Annotated in this window: 17 protein-coding genes and 1 tRNA gene; 9 read left to right on the top strand and 9 right to left on the bottom strand. The window is 72.4% G+C overall.

From position 1 onward, the window contains the following. Nucleotides 1–74 precede the first annotated feature (74 nt). The 3 genes from EJC51_RS11230 to EJC51_RS11220 all read left to right on the top strand — a co-directional run bounded on the left by EJC51_RS11230 (nucleotide 75) and on the right by EJC51_RS11220 (nucleotide 1,855). Nucleotides 75–824, top strand: coding sequence for a molybdopterin-dependent oxidoreductase (locus EJC51_RS11230; protein WP_126270933.1), 750 nt, complete (start codon nucleotides 75–77; stop codon nucleotides 822–824). Next, entirely contained in the window at nucleotides 808–1,428 is a 621-nt protein-coding gene (locus EJC51_RS11225) for a cytochrome b/b6 domain-containing protein (protein WP_126270932.1), read from the top strand. The genes EJC51_RS11230 and EJC51_RS11225 overlap by 17 nt, the downstream gene beginning before the upstream one ends. A 217-nt stretch (nucleotides 1,429–1,645) precedes the next feature. Next, complete coding sequence (locus EJC51_RS11220) at nucleotides 1,646–1,855, top strand: hypothetical protein (RefSeq protein ID WP_126270931.1); 210 nt, start codon at nucleotides 1,646–1,648, stop codon at nucleotides 1,853–1,855. 884 nt (nucleotides 1,856–2,739) lie between these two features. Here EJC51_RS11220 and EJC51_RS11215 read toward each other — a convergent pair. Together EJC51_RS11215 and EJC51_RS11210 are read right to left on the bottom strand one after the other, a co-directional pair. Further along, the gene (locus EJC51_RS11215; protein WP_126270930.1) at nucleotides 2,740–4,137 is read right to left on the bottom strand and encodes a GntP family permease; all 1,398 of its coding nucleotides are present in this window, start codon (nucleotides 4,135–4,137) and stop codon (nucleotides 2,740–2,742) included. A 45-nt stretch (nucleotides 4,138–4,182) separates the two neighbouring features. After that, the gene (locus EJC51_RS11210; protein WP_126270929.1) at nucleotides 4,183–4,689 is read right to left on the bottom strand and encodes a gluconokinase; all 507 of its coding nucleotides are present in this window, start codon (nucleotides 4,687–4,689) and stop codon (nucleotides 4,183–4,185) included. Between the two features lie 148 nt (nucleotides 4,690–4,837). Here EJC51_RS11210 and EJC51_RS11205 point away from each other — a divergent pair, with 148 nt between their 5' ends. Further along, the gene (locus EJC51_RS11205) at nucleotides 4,838–5,539 is read left to right on the top strand and encodes a FadR/GntR family transcriptional regulator (protein ID WP_126270928.1); all 702 of its coding nucleotides are present in this window, start codon (nucleotides 4,838–4,840) and stop codon (nucleotides 5,537–5,539) included. Here EJC51_RS11205 and EJC51_RS11200 read toward each other — a convergent pair. The 4 genes from EJC51_RS11200 to EJC51_RS11185 all read right to left on the bottom strand — a co-directional run bounded on the left by EJC51_RS11200 (nucleotide 5,536) and on the right by EJC51_RS11185 (nucleotide 11,625). After that, entirely contained in the window at nucleotides 5,536–5,916 is a 381-nt protein-coding gene (locus EJC51_RS11200) for a YchJ family protein (protein WP_126270927.1), read from the bottom strand. The genes EJC51_RS11205 and EJC51_RS11200 overlap by 4 nt on opposite strands. A gap of 11 nt (nucleotides 5,917–5,927) precedes the next feature. Beyond that, the gene (locus EJC51_RS11195) at nucleotides 5,928–7,271 is read right to left on the bottom strand and encodes a M1 family metallopeptidase (RefSeq protein ID WP_126270926.1); all 1,344 of its coding nucleotides are present in this window, start codon (nucleotides 7,269–7,271) and stop codon (nucleotides 5,928–5,930) included. A gap of 68 nt (nucleotides 7,272–7,339) precedes the next feature. Next, nucleotides 7,340–11,191 (bottom strand): Pls/PosA family non-ribosomal peptide synthetase, encoded by a 3,852-nt coding sequence (locus EJC51_RS11190; RefSeq protein WP_126270925.1) that lies wholly within the window; start codon nucleotides 11,189–11,191, stop codon nucleotides 7,340–7,342. A 346-nt stretch (nucleotides 11,192–11,537) separates the two neighbouring features. Continuing rightward, a tRNA-Leu gene (locus EJC51_RS11185) sits at nucleotides 11,538–11,625 on the bottom strand. A gap of 187 nt (nucleotides 11,626–11,812) precedes the next feature. Here EJC51_RS11185 and EJC51_RS11180 point away from each other — a divergent pair. The 3 genes from EJC51_RS11180 to EJC51_RS48205 all read left to right on the top strand — a co-directional run bounded on the left by EJC51_RS11180 (nucleotide 11,813) and on the right by EJC51_RS48205 (nucleotide 14,501). Then, the gene (locus EJC51_RS11180) at nucleotides 11,813–13,138 is read left to right on the top strand and encodes a M20/M25/M40 family metallo-hydrolase (RefSeq protein ID WP_079308594.1); all 1,326 of its coding nucleotides are present in this window, start codon (nucleotides 11,813–11,815) and stop codon (nucleotides 13,136–13,138) included. A 142-nt stretch (nucleotides 13,139–13,280) separates the two neighbouring features. Beyond that, nucleotides 13,281–13,514 (top strand): chaplin ChpH, encoded by a 234-nt coding sequence (gene chpH, locus EJC51_RS11175; protein ID WP_126270924.1) that lies wholly within the window; start codon nucleotides 13,281–13,283, stop codon nucleotides 13,512–13,514. Between the two features lie 126 nt (nucleotides 13,515–13,640). Beyond that, complete coding sequence (locus EJC51_RS48205) at nucleotides 13,641–14,501, top strand: chaplin family protein (protein ID WP_126270923.1); 861 nt, start codon at nucleotides 13,641–13,643, stop codon at nucleotides 14,499–14,501. Between the two features lie 66 nt (nucleotides 14,502–14,567). On the opposite strand, the gene EJC51_RS11165 is transcribed toward EJC51_RS48205, so the two are convergent. Next, a complete protein-coding gene (locus EJC51_RS11165) occupies nucleotides 14,568–14,756 on the bottom strand; it encodes a DUF5703 family protein (protein WP_079308592.1) in 189 nt (62 codons plus the stop codon). A 47-nt stretch (nucleotides 14,757–14,803) separates the two neighbouring features. Between EJC51_RS11165 and EJC51_RS11160 the strand changes: the two genes are divergently transcribed. Beyond that, nucleotides 14,804–15,487, top strand: coding sequence for a hypothetical protein (locus tag EJC51_RS11160; RefSeq protein ID WP_126270922.1), 684 nt, complete (start codon nucleotides 14,804–14,806; stop codon nucleotides 15,485–15,487). Nucleotides 15,488–15,623: 136 nt separating this feature from the next. On the opposite strand, the gene EJC51_RS11155 is transcribed toward EJC51_RS11160, so the two are convergent. Both EJC51_RS11155 and EJC51_RS11150 read right to left on the bottom strand, forming a co-directional pair. Further along, on the bottom strand, nucleotides 15,624–17,750 hold the full coding sequence (locus tag EJC51_RS11155; protein WP_166682847.1) for an ATP-dependent DNA helicase: 2,127 nt from the start codon (nucleotides 17,748–17,750) through the stop codon (nucleotides 15,624–15,626). Next, complete coding sequence (locus EJC51_RS11150) at nucleotides 17,747–18,733, bottom strand: aldo/keto reductase (protein WP_126270920.1); 987 nt, start codon at nucleotides 18,731–18,733, stop codon at nucleotides 17,747–17,749. The genes EJC51_RS11155 and EJC51_RS11150 overlap by 4 nt, the downstream gene beginning before the upstream one ends. Before the next feature lie 176 nt (nucleotides 18,734–18,909). Between EJC51_RS11150 and EJC51_RS11145 the strand changes: the two genes are divergently transcribed. Next, nucleotides 18,910–19,965 (top strand): LLM class F420-dependent oxidoreductase, encoded by a 1,056-nt coding sequence (locus EJC51_RS11145; protein ID WP_126270919.1) that lies wholly within the window; start codon nucleotides 18,910–18,912, stop codon nucleotides 19,963–19,965. The last annotated feature ends 132 nt before the right edge of the window (nucleotides 19,966–20,097 follow it).

The raw sequence follows: 20,097 nt of genomic DNA, 5'->3' as shown, positions 1-20,097 counted from the left end.
GAAGTGGTTACGGAAATCTGACGGGCACCCGCGAACCCTGGTCCGCCAGGGCCCGCGGGTGTTCGAATGAGTACGTGAATCCCGGACAACCCGAGGCGGACGGCGGCCCGCACCCCGAGTCGACCGGCCGCCCCGTCGGCCGCCGCGTCCTCCTCGGCACCCTCGGCCTCGGCGCCCTCGGCGTGGTCACCGCGCCCACCCTGCAACGCGGCCTGGAGGCCTTCCTCGGCAGCGCCGCCGACAAGGACCCCACCGGCCTCACCGGTCTGCTCCCCAACGGCGGCGGCTTCCGCTACTACTCGGTCGCCTCCTCCGTCCCCCACAAGAACGCCGCGAACTACCGCCTGCGCGTCGACGGGCTCGTCGACCGCCCGGCCACCTACACCCTCAACGACCTGCGGGCGATGCCCCAGACCCGGATGGTCAAGGACGTCCAGTGCGTCACCGGCTGGCGGGTCCCGGACACCCCGTTCGAGGGCGTACGCCTGTCGCAGCTGCTCGACGCCGCCGGAGTACGGGCCGAGGGCACCGCGATCCGCTTCTCCTGCTTCGACGGCACCTACACCGAGAGCCTCACCCTCGACCAGGCCCGCCGCGCCGACGTCCTGGTCGCCCTGCGCATGCAGGACAAGGACATCGGCCACTCCCACGGCGGCCCGGTCCGCCTCTACGTGGCCCCCATGTACTTCTACAAGTCCGCCAAGTGGCTCTCCGGCATCACCGTCACCGAGGACGTGGAGCCCGGCTACTGGGAGGACCGCGGCTACGACGTGGATGCCTGGGTGGGCCGTTCGAACGGACGGGACGATGACCCTACGAGCTGACGCCCCGCCCCGGACCCGGGTCCGCCGCTTCGGCCGCTCGCAGCGCTGGGTGCACCGCGCCACGGCTGCCCTGATGGGCGTCTGCGTGGCCACCGCCGCCTGCCTCTACATCCCCGAGTTCGCCGAACTCGTCGGCCGCCGCGAGCTGGTCGTCCGCATCCACGAGTGGGCGGGCCTCGCCCTGCCGGTCCCGGTCCTGGCGGGCCTCGCCTCCCGCGCCTTCCGCGCCGACCTGGGCTTCCTCAACCGCTTCGGCCCGCACGACCGCGTGTGGCTCCGCGCGGCCCTGCACCGCGACAAACGGCGCTCGTCACGCCCGGCGGGCAAGTTCAACGCCGGGCAGAAGATCTACGCGTCCTGGATCGCCGGCGCCTCCCTGGTCATGCTCGGCACGGGTCTGCTGATGTGGTTCACCCACCTCACCCCGATCCAGTGGCGCACCAGCGCGACCTTCGTCCACGACTGGCTGGCCCTGACGATCGGCATCGTCCTCGCCGGCCACATCGGCATGGCCCTCGGCGACCCGGAGGCACGCCGTGGACTGCGGACGGGGCTGGTCAGCCGGGAGTGGGCCGAGCGGGAGCACTCCCTGTGGCGTCACTGACCGGGTCAGTGGGCCGAACGGGAGCACTCCCTGTGGCGTCACTGACCGGGTCAGTGGGCCGAGCGGGAGCACTCCCTGTGGCGTCACTGACCGGGTCAGTGGGCCGAGCGGGAGCACTCCCTGTGGCGTCACTGACCGGGTCAGTGGGCCGAACGGGAGCACCTCCTGTGGCGTCGCTGACCCGCTCGGTGTCGCCGCCACATCGGGCGCCACGACGGTGAAGGCGCCCTCCGCCCGCACCTCCACGCCCCCGAACTGGACGGCCACGTCGACCTTCTCCGGCAGCCCGCCCGGGTCGAGCGCGGGCACCACCACGTCCAGCACCAGCCGGTCGCCCTCCGCCGAGCCCAGCACCGGCGGCCCGTCCGGCAGCCGCCCGTCGATCAGCACCCGCCCGTCCCGCAGCAGTTCGGCCGGGTCGAAGTAGACGCCGGCCAGCTCGACCGCCACCGTCTCGCCGGGCAGCGCCTCGCCGTCACCGCCGGTGTCGACACCGGCCAGCCGGTAGGCACAGGCGGCAGCGCCCCCGGAGGAGGCCTCCAGCCGTACGGTGCCGCCGGGGTGCCGCCGGTGGAAGTCGAGCAGCCCGCCCAGGACGGTGTACGCGGCCCGCCCCTTGCAGGTGTCGGCCCGCCCGGCGAGCGCGGTGTACTCCCTTGCCGCCGACGCCCAGCTGCCGCCCTTGCCCTGCACGGCGAGACAGGCCGAGGCGAGGCCGCGCAGCAGCCGCCACTCCGGGTCGGCCGACGCGGCCGGGACGCCGTCGAGGACGGCCCGGCACTCGGCGGGGGCACGGAGTCGGTCGTAGCCGCCGGCCGGGTCCGGGATGCCGTCGGTGTTCGGCGAGTTCGGGCCGGGCGGCAGCCACGGCGGGCTCTGGAGGAGCCGGTTGCCCGGCGAAGGGACGGGAGTGGGGGAGGGGCTGGGGCTGCTGGGCCCGCGCGGGCTGTCGGTGAGGTGCGGGGTGTGCGCGTGACCGTCGGGCGAGGGCCGGGCCGGGGCGGGGGACGGCAGCGGCGCCACCCGGTGCCCCGTGGGAGTGGGGCTCGACGGACCGGCGGTGACGACTCCGCCGCCTCCGTACCCGCTGTCCGGCGTGTCACTCCCGCCCCCCGTGAAGGCCGCGGCGGCCACCGCCACCGCTCCGGCCAGGAGCAGCCCCGAGACACGCATCCCGAGGGAAACCGCCATGACGCCCCCCACGACGACGGTAGGCCCCTGGGGTCAGAAACCCAGGGGCCTACCATCATCGGTCCACCGACGCCCGGACGGAACCCGGCGACCTCATCCTCGTACGGCCGTCTCCCGCCGCTAGATGACCAACGAGAGCAGCAGCACCAGACCGCCCGCGACCACCGAGATGATCGTCTCCATCACGGACCAGGTCTTGATGGTCTGGCCGACGTTCAGGCCGAAGTACTCCTTGACCAGCCAGAACCCGGCGTCGTTGACATGGCTGAAGAAGAGCGAGCCGGCGCCGATGGCCAGGACCAGCAGGGCCGTGTGGGTCGTCGACATGTCGGCGGCCAGCGGGGCCACCAGACCGGCCGCGGAGACCGTGGCCACCGTCGCCGAACCGGTCGCGAGCCGGATCGCCACCGCGATCAGCCAGGCCAGCAGCAGCGCCGGGATCGACCAGTCCTTGGAGATGTCCAGGATCATCTGGCCCACGCCGGTGTCGATCAGCGTCTGCTTGAAGCCACCGCCCGCGCCGACGATCAGCAGGATGCCCGCGATGGGTGCGAGCCCCTTCTCGACCAGCGGCGTCAGCCGCTCCTTGCCGAACCCGGCGGGCCGCAGCAGCGTGAAGATGCCGACGAGCACGGAGGCGAGCAGGGCGATCAGCGGTGAACCGATCACGTCGAAGACCCGCTGCGTGGTGTTCTCGGGGTCGTCGATCACGATGTCGACCAGCGCCTTGGAGAGCATCAGGACGACGGGGAGCAGGATCGTGGCGAGCGTCGGGCCGAAGCCGGGGCGCTTGTCCAGTTCCTCCGACGCCCGCTGAGGGATCATGCGGTCGGGGGCCGGGACGTCCACCCAGCGGGCGGCGTACCGGGAGAACAGCGGACCGGCGATGATCACCGTCGGGATGGCGACGAGCACGCCGAGCGCGAGCGTGACGCCGAGGTTGGCCTTGACCGCGTCGATCGCGACCAGCGGGCCGGGGTGCGGCGGGACCAGGCCGTGCATCACGGACAGACCGGCGAGCGCCGGGATGCCGATGCGCATCAGCGAGTAGTTGCCGCGCTTGGCGACCATGAGCACGACCGGGATCAGCAGGACGACGCCGACCTCGAAGAACAGGGGCAGGCCGATCACCGAGGCGATGAGCACCATGGCCCACGGCATCGACCGGCCGCCCGCCTTGGCGAGGATCGTGTCGACGATCTGGTCGGCGCCGCCGGAGTCGGCGAGCATCTTGCCGAGGATCGCGCCCAGCGCGATCAGCACGCCCACGCCGGCGACGGTGGTGCCGAGACCGCCGGTGAAGCTGGTGATGACCTTGTCGAGCGGCGCCCCGGCGAACGCGCCCAGCGCGAGCGAGCCGATGGTCAGCGCCAGGAAGGCGTGGAGCTTGAACCGGGTGATGAGCAGGACGATGACGGCGATGCCCGCCAGGACGGCGATGCCCAGCTGAGCGTGACCGGCCGAGGTGATGGGCTCGACGGGGTCCGCTGCCAGTATCTCGACGCTGAGTCTGGTCACGGGGGTTCCCTTGCAGGTACGGGGATGGGGAGGGGAGGAGGCGAGTTACGAGAGCGTGGCGAGCGCCTTGGCTGCCCGTCCGGTGATCTCCTCGGGGCTGCCGGCCACGTCCACCACGACACCCGGCTCGTCCTCCTGGAGCGGCTGGAGGGTGGCGAACTGCGAGTCGAGCAGGGCGGTCGGCATGAAGTGCCCCTGCCGATGGGACATGCGGTCCTCGATGAGGGCGCGGTCGCCCGCGAGGTGCACGAACACCAGACCGGGAGCGGCGGCGCGGAGCCGGTCGCGGTACGACCGCTTCAGCGCCGAGCAGCTGACCACCCCGCCGAGCCCCGCCCGTCCGTGCGCCCAGTCGCCGATGGCGTCCAGCCACGGCCACCGGTCGTCGTCGGTGAGCGGAGTACCGGCCGACATCTTGGCGATGTTGGCCGGCGGGTGGAAGTCGTCGCCCTCGGCGTACGGGACGCCGAGCCGAGCGGCGAGCAGCGGACCGATCGTGGTCTTGCCGGTGCCCGCGACGCCCATCACCACGACGACATGGGGGGTGTTCATCACTGCCTCACTGTCCGTTGTCTTCATCGACAGGTCGACGCCCTCGGGCGTCGACGACACTGAAACCCATTAGGTACGACGAATTCAAGACTCTGTGACAAATAAGTCTGACTTTTTGTTCCCGTGACGTGCCCCGTACGCTGAGTGCATGAGCACACCGGGCCGGGGGCTGCACGGCCAAGTACTGGACACCCTCGGACCTGCGATCACCGCGGGCGAGTACCCGCCGGGCAGCGTTCTGCGCACCGACGAACTGGCACAGCAGTTCGAGGTCTCGCGGTCGGTGATGCGCGAGGCGGTCCGCGTCCTGGAGTCCATGCACCTGGTCGAGTCCCGCCGCCGCGTGGGCGTGACGGTCCGCCCCAAGTACGAGTGGAACGTGTACGACCCTCAGGTCATCCGCTGGCGCCTGGCCGGCGCCGACCGCCCCCAACAGCTGCGCTCGCTGACGGTCCTGCGCTCGGCGATCGAACCGGTCGCGGCGGGCCTGGCGGCCAAACACGCCACGGCGGAGCAGTGCGCCGCACTCACCGAGTGCGCCCTGGGCATGGTCGCCCACTCACGCGGCCACCAGCTGGAGGGCTATCTGGTCCATGACATGGCCTTCCACCGGGTGATCCTCACGGCGTCGGGCAACGAGATGTTCGCCCGTCTCGGCGACGTCGTGGCCGAGGTCCTCGCGGGCCGCACGCATCACGAGGTCATGTTCGAGGACCCCGACCCGGCCGCGGTCACCCTGCACGTCCAGGTCGCCGAGGCGGTCCGCGAGGGCGACGCGGTACGAGCCGAGGAGCTGACCCGCGAGATCACGGTGGGCGCGCTCCAGGAGCTGGACATCCTCGCCCCTTAGCTCTGGGCGGGGAACTCCCCGTCGACGTACACCCAGGCCCCGTCCACCCGCTCGAACCGGCTGCGCTCGTGCAGCGAGCCACCCCGGTAGGACGCCCGGAACTCCACGGTCCCAGTGTTGTGGAACGCGGACCCGTCCCCCGTGCCCAGGATCTCCAGCCCGGTCCACCGCATCCCCGGATCGAGGTCGAGCCGCGTCGGCCGCGTCCGCGGATGCCAGGTCCGCAGCAGATACGCCGCGTCCTGCCGCACGAAGGCGCTGTACCGCGACCGCATGAGCGCCTCGGCGGTCGGCGCGGCGGCGGTACCGGAGTGGTAGCGCCCGCAGCACTCGGCGTAGGACTTGGGCAGGCCACAGGGGCAGGAACGCGCGTTCATGGCAGCCATTCTCAGCCCGCCGCCCGCGTCTCCGGCACCGGCAGCGGCGGCAGCTCCGCCCCGTACACCCACGCGTCGAAGACGTCGTCCAGCGGCTCGGGCGCGAACCGCGCCACATGCGCGGTGAACGTCGTGGTCGTCACCGCCCCGCCCCGGTGCAGCCCCGCCCACCCGCGCAGCATCCGGAAGAAGGCGTCGTCGCCCATCGCGCAGCGCACCGCGTGCAGGGTCAGCCCGCCGCGTTCGTAGAGCCGGTCGTCGAACATCGACTTGCGGCCCGGGTCCGCGAGCCGCAGGTCCTGCGGCAGCCCCGACAGCAACCGGTGCGCGGCGGCGGCGAGTTGCTGGGCACTACGGCCGCCCGAACGCTCCGACCACAGCCACTCCGCGTACTTCGCGAACCCCTCGTTGAGCCAGATGTGCCGCCAGTCGGCGATCGAGACACTGTTGCCGAACCACTGGTGCGCCAGCTCGTGCGCCACCAGCCGCTCCGAACTCCGCGCCCCGTCCACGTGGTTGGACCCGAAGAGCGACAAGCCCTGTGCCTCCACCGGCACATCGAGCTCCTCCTCCGTCACCACGACCGCGTACTCGTCGAAGGGATACGGCCCGAACAGCTGCTGGAAGACGTGCATCATCTGCGGCTGACGCGCGAAGTCCCGGGAGAACTCCGGGAGGAGCTGCGCGGGGATGTGCCCGTGCTGCGGCACCCCACCCAGCCCCGGGTCGGCCAGCACCACCGTCTGGTACTTGCCGATCGCCAGCCCCACCAGATAGCTGGAGGTCGGCGCCGCCTGCTCGTACACCCAGGTCGTCGTGGACGCCCGGGTCGTACGGGTCAGCAGCCTGCCGCCCGCGACCACCGCGTACGCCGAGGGTGTGGTGATCGAGATCTGGTACGAGGCCTTGTCCGCGGGACGGTCGTTGCACGGGTACCAGGACGGCGCCCCGATCGGCTGGCTCGCCACCAGCGCCCCGTCCTCCAGCTCCTCCCAACCCAGGCCGCCCCACGGGCTGTTCACCGGCTTGGGGTTGCCCGACCAGTGCACCTCGACCGTGAAGGCCGCGCCCGGCCGCACCGGCTTGGCGGGGCGGACGCGCAGCTTGCCGCCGCGGTGCGTGTAGTGCGGCTGACGCCCGTCCACCCGCACCCGCCCGATCCTGAAGTCGGCGAGATTCAGGAAGAACTCGCTGAGCGGCGACCGTCCCGCTATGCCGTTGATCCGCGCCGTGCCGGACAGCCGGTTCGGGCCCGGACGGTAGTCCAACGTGAGCTCGTACCGGTGCACCCGGTAACGCGCGTCACCGTTGTCCGGGAAGTACGGGTCGGACCCCGCCGCCTGCTGAACCGCCACTGGTGTGTCTACTCCCTGCGCCGTACTGCCACTCTGACCGCCGCCCATGGGCTCCGAGTGGCCCGCGCTCAGGGTCGCCATGCCTCGATCGGATTGCCGAGCCAACGGGTGTCGTCCGGAACGGACTCCGCGGCCATGACGAGCGACGCGGGACCCAGGGTCGTACGGGCCCCGATCGTGCTGCCGGGCAGCACGATCCCGCCAGGACCCAGCGTCGCGCCCTCACGGAGGACCACAGTATCCGTCCGCAAGATCCGGTCGTGGAAGAGGTGCGTCTGGAGCACACAGCCCCGGTTCACCGTCGCCGCGTCCTCCAGTGTCACCAGGTCCGTCTCCGGCAGCCAGTAGCTCTCCACCCAGACACCCTTGCCGACCCGCGCCCCGAGCCCCCGCAGCCACGCCGTCATCAGCGGCGTACCCGGCACCGAACCCGCCAGCCACGGCACCGCCACGACCTCGACGAACGTGTCCGCGAGCTCGTTGCGCCACACGAAGGAACTCCACAGCGGATGCTCCCCGCTGCGATGCCGCCCCACGAGCAGCCACTTCGCGACGATCGACATCAGCGCGGCCGCGACACCGGCCGCGAGGAGCATCAGACCGGACAGCACCGGCGCCCACGCACCCAGCGCGCACAGCGCCGCCACCGTCAGCACCCCGATCGCCGCCGAGCAGAACACCGGCACGATCCGGCACAGCTCCACCAGACCGCGCGCCCACAGCAGCCGCGCCGGCGGGTCGAACGTCCGGCTCTGGTCGCCGTCGGCCGCGCTGCGCGGCAGCTTCACCGGCGGCAGCCCCAGATACGAGCTGCCCTTCTTCGCCTTCTTCGGCGTCGCCGACAGCACCCCGACCAGCCCGCCGTCCGGCACGGACCGCCCCGGCGCGGTCATCCCCGAGTTCCCGAGGAAGGCCCGCCGCCCGATCTCGGCCCGCCCGATCCGCAGCCAGCCGCCCCCCAGCTCGTACGGCGCGGTCAGCGTGTCGTCGGCCAGGAACGCCCCCTCGCCGACCGTCGTCAGGCTCGGCAGCGCGAGCACGGTCGACACCTCGGCCCCGCGCCCGATCCGCATCCCGAGCAGCCGCAGCCACACCGGCGTGACCAGCCCGGCGTACAGCGGGAACAGCGTCTCCCGCGAGCGGTCCATCAGCTGCGTCACCGTCCAGGCCTGCCACCCGACCCGGCTGTGCGTCGGATGCGTCCCCTCCCGCAGCCCCAGACTCAGCAGCCGCACCCCGACGAGGATCAGCAGCGCGTACGCCGCCCCGAAGGCCAGCGTGGCCGGTACGAGGGCCACCAGGGCCCCCGTCAGCGGCGCGTCCGGCGTGAAGAACACCCGGCCCACCCCGAACGCGGCCGCCCCCGCCAGCACCGGCAGTGCGCTCAGCCCGAAGCCGGTCACGCCGTACATCACCCGCCAGGACGTGCCCCGGCGCGGCCGCTCCTTCGGCCAGTTGCGCTTGGCCTTGCCCAGCTTGACCGCGGGCGCGCCCGCCCAGCGCTGACCGGTGGGGATCTGCCCGGTGACCGCCGAACCCGGCGCCACCTCGGCCCGCTTGCCGACCCGCGCGCCCGGGAAGAGCATGCTGCGCGTCCCGACGACCGCGTGCGCGCCCACCTTGACCTGGCCGATCTCCAGCCGGTCGCCGTCCAGCCACCAGCCGGAGAGGTCCACCTCGGACTCGACGGCCGCGCCCCGGCCCAGCTTGAGCATGCCGGTCACCGGCGGCAGCGAGTGCAGGTCGACGTCCGGGCCGACCTTGGCGCCCAGCGCCCGCGCGTACCGCTCCAGCCAGGCGCCGGTCAGCCCGGTCGCGCCGCTGAACTCGGCCAGCCGCTCCGCCGCCCACAGCCGCAGGTGCACACTCCCGCCGCGCGCGTACCGTCCCGGCCGCACACCCCGCAGCAGCAGCCGCGCCCCGCCCGCCGCGATCGCGAGCCGCCCCGGCGGACTGAACAGCACCAGCGCCCCCGCCGCGACCAGCCACCACGGGGCGGTCGGCAGCCAGGCGTACGGCAGCACGTTCCCCAGCGCGGCAAGCACGACCGTCCAGCGCAGCCCCAGCAGCGTGAACAGCGGGACCAGCAGCAGGAGTTGCAGCACCTTCGCGCGCACTGGCACCGGCGCGACCAACCGGGTGCCGCCGTCGTCCTGCGCCGACTTCTCCAGTCGGCGGGCCAACTTCCGCAGCACCGGCTGCTGGTAGATGTCCAGGACGGCCGCGCTCGGGTAGCGGGTGCGCAGCCGCGTGGTCAGCTGCGCGGCGGCGAGGCTGCCGCCGCCGATCGCGAAGAAGTCGTCGGAGGCGCTGGTCACCGGGATGCCGAGGACCTCCGCCCACTGCTCGGCGAGCCAGGCCTCGGTGCCGTACAACTGCTCGGCCGGGCCGGACGTTTCGAGGTTCTCCAGCGGCCAGGGCAGGGCGTTGCGGTCCACCTTGCCGCTCGTCCGCGTCGGGAGCTCGCCGACCGGCGCGAGCAACGGCACCAGCGCGGCGGGCAGTTCGGCGCGCAGCTTCTCCACGGCCGTCGCCTGGTCCCAGCCGTCCTGCGTGACGACGTACCCGACGAGCAGCTGATTGCCGCTGCGCGCGGTCCGTACGGCCGCCGCGGCGCCGGCGACACCCGGCAGCGCCTGCAACGCGGCGTCGACCTCACCCAGCTCGATCCGCCGCCCGCCGAGCTTGATCTGCTCGTCGGCCCGCCCGAGGAACACCAGCCCCTCGGGCTCCGCCTGCACCAGATCGCCGCTGCGGTACGCCCGTTCCCAGCCCAGCGACGGGAGCGGCGCGTACTTCTCCGCGTCCTTCTCGGCGTCCAGATACCGCGCGAGCCCGACGCCGCCGATCACCAACTGCCCACTGGCGCCCATGGGCACGGGCTCCCCGGCCTCGTCGACGACGGCCAACTCCCAGCCCCGCAACGGCAGTCCGATCCGGATCGGCTCCTCGCCGGTCATCAGCGCCGCACAGGCCACGACGGTCGCCTCGGTCGGCCCGTAGGTGTTCCACACCTCGCGCCCCTCGGTGACCAGCCGCTGCGCCAGCTCGGGCGGGCAGGCCTCACCGCCGAAGATCAGCAGCCGTACGTCGTTGAGGGTCTCCGGCTCCCAGAGCGCGGCGAGCGTCGGCACCGTCGACACGACGGTGATCTCCTGCTCCACCAGCCACGGCCCGAGATCGGCCCCACTCCTGACCTGCGACCGCGGCACCGGCACCAGACAGGCCCCGTACCGCCAGGCCAGCCACATCTCCTCGCAGGACGCGTCGAAGGCGACCGACAGGCCCGCCATGACCCTGTCACCCGGACCGATGGGCTCGTCGGTCAGGAACAGCGCGGCCTCGGCGTCCACGAACGCGGCGGCGCTGCGGTGACTGACGGCGACACCCTTGGGCTTCCCGGTCGACCCGGAGGTGAAGATGATCCACGCGTCGTGCTCGACCCCGGGCCGCGCGGCGGGCGTCGCACCGCGCCCGGTGGCGGTCAGCTCGTGCCCGGCCCCGACGACGGCCCGTACCTCCGCCTCCCCGAACACCAACTCGGCCCGCTCGTCCGGGTCCTCGGCGTCCACCGGCACATAGGCGGCACCGGCGGCGAGTACGGCGAGAATCGCGACGTAGAGATCATTGGTCCCGGACGGAACCCGGACCCCCACCCGGTCCCCGAGCCCCACCCCGGCCTCCGCGAGCCGCCGCCGCAGCCGCTCCACCTCGACGGCCAGCGCGCGGTAGGTCAGGCACGTCGTGCCGTCGTCCAGGGCGGGCTCGTCGGGGTAGGAGCGCACGCACGCGTCGAAGATGTCGACGAGCGTGCGCGGAGAGGCCGCGGGGCCCCCGGAGAAACGGGCCGTGTCCCCGAACCGCTCGCGGATCTCCTCGTCGAGCAGGCCGAGAGCACTGCTCTCGTGAATGGCTGCCATCGGTCCTCGCGTCTCGATCCCGGAAGCCTCCGGGGCGCTGGCGGGCCCGCAGGTCTGCCTGGGGTTGTCCGGGTCCAGCTCCGTAACAAGCCGGAAATTTTAGTACGACGCTAGGTCCAGGCCCCTGGGACGGCCACCGGAGAGGCCCGTCCGGGTGGCTGACCGAACGCGCCGCACACCGCCTGACCTGCGACTTCTGGCAGCGGACGAGACATGCCCCACATCGGCCGCACATCGCCCAAGAGCTGGGAGAACAGGCGGAGTTGGGGGGATTGTCCAGGGGGCGTGCGCCCTGGAGCCCAGCGCTCGGAAAAGCAAAAAACCCCTGATCAACAGGGGTTTCAGCTGGTGTCCGAGGGGGGACTTGAACCCCCACGCCCGATAAAGGGCACTAGCACCTCAAGCTAGCGCGTCTGCCATTCCGCCACCCGGACAAGGTGTCTGTCGTGCGGGGTTTCCCTCGCGCCGACAGAGGAAACATTACCAGGCTTTCGAGGTGCCCCGATCACCCCCTCGCTCCGGCGTGAACGGCGTGTGACGGACCGGGTCCGGTCTTGGGCGCAGCCCTTCGGAGAGAGAGGATGAGGGGAACCACCAGCAGGTACAGCGGGAGGAAGCAGCGTGAGCGGGACGGACACGACCAGGCACGTCACCGGCGAGGACGAGGTCGTGGACCTCTGCCGCGAGCTGATCCAGATCGACACCAGCAACTACGGCGACCACTCGGGGCCGGGTGAGCGCAAGGCCGCCGAGTACGTCGCCGAGAAGCTCGCCGAGGTGGGCCTCGACCCGCAGATCTTCGAATCCCACCAGGGGCGCGCCTCCACGGTCGCCCGCATCGAGGGCGAGGACCCCTCCAAGCCGGCCCTCCTCATCCACGGCCACACCGACGTCGTACCGGCCAACGCGGCGGACTGGACCCACCACCCCTTCTCCGGCGAGGTCGCCGACGGGTGCGTGTGGGGTCGTGGCGCGGTCGACATGAAGGACATGGACGCGATGACCCTCGCGGTCGTCCGCGACCGGCTGCGCAGCGGCCGCAAGCCCCCGCGCGACATCGTCCTCGCCTTCCTCGCCGACGAGGAGGCCGGCGGCACGTACGGCGCCCGGTACCTCGTCGACAAGCACCCCGACCTCTTCGAGGGCGTCACCGAGGCGATCGGCGAGGTCGGCGGGTTCTCCTTCACCGTCAACGAGAACCTGCGGCTCTACCTGGTCGAGACCGCCCAGAAGGGCATGCACTGGATGCGGCTCACCGTGGACGGCACCGCGGGCCACGGCTCGATGACCAACGACGACAACGCCATCACCGAGCTGTGCGAGGCCGTCGGCCGGCTCGGCCGGCACAAGTGGCCGGTGCGGGTCACCAAGACCGTGCGGTCCTTCCTCGACGAGCTCTCCGACGCCCTCGGCACCGAGCTCGACCCCGAGAACATGGACGAGACCCTCGCCAAGCTCGGCGGCATCGCCAAGATGGTCGGCGCGACGCTCCGGAACTCGGCGGCGCCCACCATGCTCGGCGCCGGCTACAAGGTCAACGTCATCCCCGGCCAGGCCACCGCCCACGTCGACGGCCGCTTCCTGCCCGGCTACGAGGAGGAGTTCCTCGCCGACCTCGACCGCATCCTCGGCCCGCGCGTGCGCCGCGAGGACGTGCACGGCGACAAGGCGCTGGAGACCGACTTCGACGGCCGCCTCGTCGACGCCATGCAGAGCGCCCTGAGCGCCGAGGACCCGATCGCCCGCGCCGTGCCCTACATGCTCTCCGGCGGCACCGACGCCAAGTCCTTCGACGACCTCGGCATCCGCTGCTTCGGCTTCGCGCCGCTCCAGCTGCCGCCGGAGCTGGACTTCGCCGGCATGTTCCACGGTGTCGACGAGCGGGTGCCGGTGGAGGGGCTGAAGTTCGGGGTGCGCGTGCTGGACCGTTTCATCGACGCCTCCTGAAGTTGACGTCGCTTATCGGGCGCACGTACGACCGTGGCTGAGAAGGGTGAATGCGCTCATAAGCTCGTAGCTCCATTACTCCCTCCTCGTTACAGGTGATGCGATCCGCTACTTGGGATCGCATTGCCAACAAGGAGGAATAATGATCAAGAAGGTCGTCGCCGCCGCGGCTGCCACTGGTGGCCTGGTTCTCGCGGGCGCGGGCCTCGCTGCTGCCGACTCGGGTGCTCAGGGTGCCGCGGTGCACTCCCCGGGCGTCCTGTCCGGCAACGTCGTCCAGGTGCCGGTTCACATCCCCGTGAACGTCTGCGGCAACACGGTCTCCGTGATCGGCGTGCTGAACCCCGCCTTCGGCAACACCTGCATCAACAAGTGACGTTGTGCCTCGCCCCATGAGGGGCTGAGCCCGTCGGCCTCGGAGCGCGCGCCATGCGCTCCGGGGCCGACCGGTCTTTTCACGAGGATCGCAGGACGGAATCGACAAGGCAGGGGGAATTCAGGAATGCGACAGGCAACCCGCAAAGGCCTGATGACGGTGGCGGCCGCGACCGGCGTGATCGCAGCGGCGGGCGGCGCCGCGCACGCCGACTCGGGGGCGGGCGGTTCCGCGTCGAACTCACCGGGCGTGCTGTCCGGCAACACGGTGCAGGCGCCGGTGCACGCGCCGGTGAACGTGTGCGGCAACACGGTCAACGTCGTCGGGGTGCTCAACCCGGCGGCCGGCAACAAGTGCGCCAACCAGGGCGGATCGTCCGGCTCCGGGGGGTACGGCGGACACGGGGGTTCCGGGGGCGGTTCGTCGTCCGGTGGGCACGCCTCGGACTCGCCGGGTGTCGGCTCCGGCAACCATGTCCAGGCGCCGGTCGACGTCCCGGTCAACGTCTGCGGCAACAGCGTCGACGTCATCGGCGTCGGCAACTCCACGACGGGCAACGACTGCGCCAACGGCGGCACCGGCTCGGGCGGCGGTCACCCCGGCGGCCCGGGCCAGCCGGGCAACCCGGGGAACCCCGGTACGCCTGGGAACCCGGGTACGCCCGGGAATCCTGGTACTCCGGGCAACCCCGGTACTCCCGGCAACCCCGGCACCCCTGGTAACCCCGGTACTCCGGGCAACCCCGGCAACCCGGTCGAGCCGGGTCAGCCCGGTACTCCGGGCACCCCGGGCACTCCGCCCTCCTCGGGTGGCGAGACGCCGGGAGGGGGCAACCACCCGGGAGTCCAGGCTGTCACCCAGCCCCGCGGTGACGCCCAGCTCGCCCACACGGGCAGCGACCTGCCGCTGGGCCTGACCCTCCCGGTCGGGGCCGGCACGCTGCTGGCGGGTGCGGTGCTCTACCGCAAGGCCCGTGCCGCGGCGTAGCGGAACAGGCACGAAACGGAGCGGGCCCCGCGGCTGCGGGGCCCGCTCCGTTCTCCCGGCCTCACCTCACCATGTGGCCCGCACCTGGCGGATGATCCTGCGGCGCAGCCGCACCTTGCGGCTTCCGTCACGCAGCAGGCTCAGGCGGTCCAACTCCCAGTGTCCGTACTCGGCATGGTCCGTCAGCAGACGTGTGGTGTCCTTGCGGGAGACCCCGCGCGGTACGTACACGTCGACAAATTCGTATTCCGGCATCGCATCTATTGTGCGGGCTGGGGCCCGGTACGGATAGCGTCTGCACTATGTCTGATGCTGTGCAGCCCACCGCTGCCGAGGTACGTGCCGCCGCCGAGGCGGTCAAGACCGCGCTCGACCGCCACCTGGCGGCGGTCGAACGCCGGTCGGGGGAGGACGACGAGGCCGTCTACGAGGCGTTCAACGAACTCGCCGCGGCCGCCGAGGCGTACGACGAGCTGCTCTACGACCGTTACGACGAGGTCACGCCCTTCGAGATCCCCGGCGCGGAGGAACTGCCGCCGTACGCGGGTCCCGAGGAACCGAACGCGCTGAGCGTGCTGATCCGCCGCGACTACGCGGTCGCGGAGCCGCAGCGACTGCTGGCACAGGCCCAGCGGATCGAGGCGGCGGACCCCGACGGGGAGGCCTCCGGCACGGTGCACGGGGCGCTGGGGTTGCTGTTCGGGGAGTACGAGCCGGACGAGATCGCCTCGCGGCACAAGGAGTTCGGCCTGGAGGAGGGCGATTCCACGCTGTGGGTGACCGCGGCGGAGGAGCCGGCCGAGCCCGGGGAGTGGCTGGACGCGCCGTTCGACGGGGTCGATCCGCAGCAGGTGGTGTGCCGGTTCGATGTGAGCGCGGTCTTCGACGACGACGTCGACGACGGTGCGGAGGACGACGAGCTCGATGAGCTCGATGCGGATCTGGACGAGGACGAGGATCTGGAACCGCTGGACGCGGAACGCTAGCGCTGGGCTTGAGCGGCGGCGGTCATGGAGGTTCGTCTCCGTGACCGCCGCCGGTTTTTGCGCGGTTTCGCCGTGAGGGTTCGGTGCGTGCGCGGCCGCGGCTTCGTTGTGGCTGGTCGCGCAGTTCCCCGCGCCCCTAGGTGGGTTGACCCAGCTGTGGGCTGAGAAGTACCGGCAGACGGGTTGTGCGGGGCTTCGGGCCGATCTCTGTCACTGCCCTCGGCAGGGCCTGGTCCGCGCCGTGCACCACCGACAGGTGGCGTGCGGCCCTGCCGAAGGCCGTGTAGACCCATGGGCGGGTCAGGGACTGGGTGGCGTCGCCCGGGAGAACCACCACGACCGCCGGCCAGCGGCCGCCGACCGCCTGGTGGGCGGTCAGGGCCCAGCCGTGGCGGACGGACTGGTCCACGCGGTCCTTCGGGACGACCACGGCCTCGCCCGAGCAGGTCAGGTGCAGGCCCTCCGCGTCGGCCTTCACCACCTGACCCGGCAGGGTGCGGCCCGGGGTGGGGGAGTAGGCGACCCGGTCGCCGGGGTCGAAGCCGCCGAAGCGGCCCGGGCCCGGGTTGAGGCGCTCCTTGAGGGCGGCGTTGAGGGCACGGGTGCCCGCCGCTCCGCCGTGGCCCGGGGTGATGACCTGGGTGTCCTCGGGCGGGACGCCGATCGCCCGGGGCACCGAGTCGGCGACGAGCTGCACGGTCCGGTGCACGGCCTCGCCCGCGTCCCGCACCGGCACGATCACGACCTCCTTGCCGGGGGCCTCGACCTGGTTCAGCTCGCCGATGCCGATACCGGAGACCAGCTCACCGAGCGGACCGGGGTCGGGGCGCCGGGAGGCGACCTGGGGGCAGACCCGCGCGGCCAGCAGATCGGCGAACACCCGCCCCGGGCCCGCCGACCACAGCACCGCCGGGTCTCCGGCCAGCAGCAGCCGCGCCCCGTCCGGCAACGACTCCGTGAGCAGCGCCGCCGTCTCCACGTCCAGCTGCGGGGCGTCGAGCACGACAAGGAGGTCCAGGTCGAGGGCGCCGTCGGCGTCCCGGCCCGGACCCGCGGCGCCGGACAGGAGACCGCTGACCGTCGTCACGGTGGTCGCCTCGGGGAGCAGCGCGGCGAAGCGGTCGCGTCCGAGCGGGCCGTGGGCCGCCGCCCAGGCGCGCAGGCCGAGTTCCCGGGCGGCCTGGAGCAGCGCCGCCGGTTCCGCCAGGGACGCCTCCCCGCCGGTGTGCAGGACCAGGCCGTGGCCCGCGACCGCGCGGATCAGCTCGCCGGCCGACGCCTGCGCGGCGCCCGCGGCGCGCTCCCAGTCCTCGGCCGATCCGTCCTGCTTCGGCGCCGAGTTGATCAGCCGGGCCAGTCCGTCGGCGAGGCTCTCCTCGGCCAGCGCGTACCGCTCCAGACCGACCAGGACGCGGACCGGGCGCTCCTCGTCCTCGTCCGCGGGCTCCGGGGCCCGCGGGTCGAGGGCGTCCTGGAAGACCAGGGCCTCGGCCTCCGCGAGGGTGTTCTGCACGGCCGCGTCGGCGTCCGGCACGCCCTGCTTGCCCAGCGCGGCGACGAGTGTGGGCAGTTCGAGGGCGGTGTGCCCGGCCAGCGCGGCCTGCTCCAGCAGCCAGACGGTCACGGCACGGCCCCGGCGTTCGTCGTCCGGGCCGCACTCCGCGCCCAGCAACGCCCGCGCGAACCCGTCGGCCTGCTCCGGACGTACGCCGGTGACGCGCAGCAACTGCCAGGGATCGGCGCGCAGCTGCTCGGCCGCGCCCTCCCCGAGCGCGGCGGCGACCTGCGGGACGAGCGCTTCGGGGGCGCCGCCCTCGGCCAGGACGCCACGCACGGACTCGACGGTCTCGGCGGCGGGCGCCGCGGGGACGTCGGCGGCGACGGGCTGGGGGCGCTGTACCGGTTCCGGCGCGGGCCGGCGCGGTGCCGGGGGTTCGCTGAAGACCGCCGCCACCGGCTTGGCCCCGCTCTCCACCGCCCGCACCGCCGCGAGCAGATCGGCGGCCTTGCCGCTGAGCTTCGCCCCGCTCTCGACGGGCCCCTGCTTCTCGGCCTTCCGCCGCGCGATCCGCTCCCGCTCGACCTTCTGCGCCGCCAGCTCGGCCTCGGCCTCCGACAACCGGGCAGCGGCGTCGCCCTCGCCGCCGGTCGTGGCCTCGCTCTCCACGGCACCGGCCTGCTCTCCGGTCGCCGTCGCGGTGTCCTCCCCGGTCGGCGCCTCCTCCGGCTCGGTCTCCTCCGTGGGCCCCGGCTCCGTGCTCACAGCGTGCTCCAGTCGTGATCGGGATAGCGGTGCACGGGCGCCGACACGTCGTCGAGCGCCCGGCAGATCTCGTCAGGAAGACTAAGGGCCTCCACTGACAATGCCGCCGTGAGCTGCTGCGCGTTGCGCGCGCCGACGATCGGGGCGGTCACCCCGGGCCGGTCGCGGACCCATGCGAGGGCCACCTGGAGCGGGGTCACCGCGAGCCCGTCGGCCGCGGTCTGCACGGCGTCCACGATGCGGCTCGCGGTGTCGTCGAGGTAGGGCTCGACGAACGGCGCCAGATGCTCGGAGGCACCCCGCGAGTCGGCGGGCGTGACGTCCCCCCGGTATTTGCCCGTCAGCACTCCCCGGCCCAGCGGGGAGGAGGGCAGCAGCCCGATGCCCAGGTCCAGCGCGGCCGGCAGCACCTCGCGCTCGACGCCCCGCTGAAGCAGGGAGTACTCCAGCTGCGTGGCGGCCAGCCGGGTCCGGGTGCCCGGTGCCGCCAGCTGCCAGGTCGCGGCCTTGGCCAGTTGCCAGCCGCAGAAGTTGGAGACGGCGGCGTAGCGCGCGCGGCCGCTGCTGACCGCCAGGTCGAGCGCCTGGAGGGTCTCCTCCAGGGGGGTCTCGGGGTCGTAGGCGTGGACGTGCCACACGTCGACGTAGTCCGTGCCGAGGCGGGTGAGGGAGGCGTCCAGCGCGGAGAGCAGATGGCCGCGCGAGCCGTCGAAGCGGCGGTCCGGGTCCGGCACGCTGCCCGCCTTGGTGGAGATGACCAGGTCCCGGCGCGGGACCAGGCCTTCTATGAGGCGTCCGAGCAGGTACTCGGCCTCCCCGTCGCCGTACACATCCGCCGTGTCGACGAGGCTGCCGCCCGCTTCCCAGAACGTCTTCAAGAGGTCCGCGGCGTCGTGCTCGTCGGTGTCCCTGCCCCACGTGAGGGTGCCGAGTCCGATACGGGACACACGCAGGCCGGTGCGGCCGAGATGCCTCTGCTCCATGAGCGCCGACATTACTGGCCTGAACCAGTGGTGTGGGGGCCTGTGGACAACCAGTTTCCCTGATCGTCACGGCATCGCTGTGGGCGGAAGAACACGACCGCGAACTGCCCCGATCCAAGCCCCCGCGCTAAGGTCACCCCACAAGGGACGTTACTGATCGGTAAGGGGAATCGGCCATGCAACTCGGCATCAACCTGGGTTACTGGGGCGCCGGAATGGACGCGGACAATCTCGCCGTCGCCCAGGAGGCCGACCGCCTCGGCTACGCCGTGTGCTGGGCCGCCGAGGCCTACGGATCCGACGCGGCCACCGTGCTCAGCTGGGTCGCGGCGCAGACCGAGCGCATCGACGTCGGCTCGGCCATCTTCCAGATCCCGGCCCGCCAGCCCGCGATGACGGCCATGACCGCCGCCACCCTGGACTCGCTCTCCCACGGCCGTTTCCGCCTCGGCCTCGGCGTTTCCGGGCCGCAGGTGTCCGAGGGCTGGTACGGCGTCAAGTTCGACAAGCCGCTGGCCCGCACGCGTGAGTACGTCGAGATCGTGCGCAAGGCCATGACCCGCGAGCGGCTGTCCTACGACGGCGCGCACTGGACCCTGCCGCTGCCCGGCGGCCCCGGCAAGCCCCTGAAGCTGACCGTGCACCCGGAGCGCGAGCACATCCCGCTCTACATCGCCGCGATCGGCCCCAAGAACCTGGAGCAGACCGGCGAGATCGCCGACGGCGCGCTGCTGATCTTCCCCTCCGCGGCGCACCTGGAGGAGACCACGATCAAGTACCTGCGGGCCGGGCGCGAGAAGGCCGGGAAGACCCTCGAAGGGTTCGACGTCCACCCGACGCTGCCGCTCGCCCTGGGCGAGGACAAGGACGTGGCCACCCTCGCCGACACCTTCCGCCCCTACACGGCCCTGTACGTCGGCGGCATGGGCAGCGCCAAGCAGAACTTCTACAACCAGCTCGCCCAGCGCATGGGCTTCGAGGCGGCGGCCGCCGAGGTGCAGGAGAAGTACCTCGCGGGCGACAAGCAGGGCGCCGCGGCGGCGATCCCGCACGACCTCATCGACCAGACGACGCTGCTGGGTTCCGTGGACCGCATCGCGGACCGGATGAAGGAGTACGCGGCGGCCGGTGTCACCTCGCTGAGTCTCGCTCCCGCGGGCTTCACGCTCGACGAGCGGATCGCCGCGCTCCGCGCCGGGGCCGAGGCCCTGGAGCGGTCCGGACTGGCGTAACAGCGGGCCGGCCGCCGTGACGGCGGCGGGTCGGATGACACAACGGCGGGCGCCGTCACACGCGCTTCAAGACCGCCGGAGGTTTCTGCGGCCGTGGTGGGGGCTCGGGGGTCTTCCCCGCCACGGCCGTCA

The organism is Streptomyces aquilus, from assembly GCF_003955715.1.
GTDB lineage: Bacteria > Actinomycetota > Actinomycetes > Streptomycetales > Streptomycetaceae > Streptomyces > Streptomyces aquilus.
This window is presented reverse-complemented; position numbering and strand designations above follow the sequence as displayed.

What these genes read in the sequence shown, in the direction of transcription:
- EJC51_RS11225 (WP_126270932.1), top strand. Translation starts at nt 808, where the DNA reads ATGACCCTACGAGCTGACGCCCCGCCCCGGACCCGGGTCCGCCGCTTC.
- EJC51_RS11210 (WP_126270929.1), bottom strand. Translation starts at nt 4,689, where the DNA reads ATGAACACCCCCCATGTCGTCGTGGTGATGGGCGTCGCGGGCACCGGC.
- EJC51_RS11205 (WP_126270928.1), top strand. Translation starts at nt 4,838, where the DNA reads ATGAGCACACCGGGCCGGGGGCTGCACGGCCAAGTACTGGACACCCTC.
- EJC51_RS11200 (WP_126270927.1), bottom strand. Translation starts at nt 5,916, where the DNA reads ATGAACGCGCGTTCCTGCCCCTGTGGCCTGCCCAAGTCCTACGCCGAG.
- EJC51_RS11190 (WP_126270925.1), bottom strand. Translation starts at nt 11,191, where the DNA reads ATGGCAGCCATTCACGAGAGCAGTGCTCTCGGCCTGCTCGACGAGGAG.
- chpH (WP_126270924.1), top strand. Translation starts at nt 13,281, where the DNA reads ATGATCAAGAAGGTCGTCGCCGCCGCGGCTGCCACTGGTGGCCTGGTT.
- EJC51_RS48205 (WP_126270923.1), top strand. Translation starts at nt 13,641, where the DNA reads ATGCGACAGGCAACCCGCAAAGGCCTGATGACGGTGGCGGCCGCGACC.
- EJC51_RS11165 (WP_079308592.1), bottom strand. Translation starts at nt 14,756, where the DNA reads ATGCCGGAATACGAATTTGTCGACGTGTACGTACCGCGCGGGGTCTCC.
- EJC51_RS11160 (WP_126270922.1), top strand. Translation starts at nt 14,804, where the DNA reads ATGTCTGATGCTGTGCAGCCCACCGCTGCCGAGGTACGTGCCGCCGCC.
- EJC51_RS11150 (WP_126270920.1), bottom strand. Translation starts at nt 18,733, where the DNA reads ATGGAGCAGAGGCATCTCGGCCGCACCGGCCTGCGTGTGTCCCGTATC.
- EJC51_RS11145 (WP_126270919.1), top strand. Translation starts at nt 18,910, where the DNA reads ATGCAACTCGGCATCAACCTGGGTTACTGGGGCGCCGGAATGGACGCG.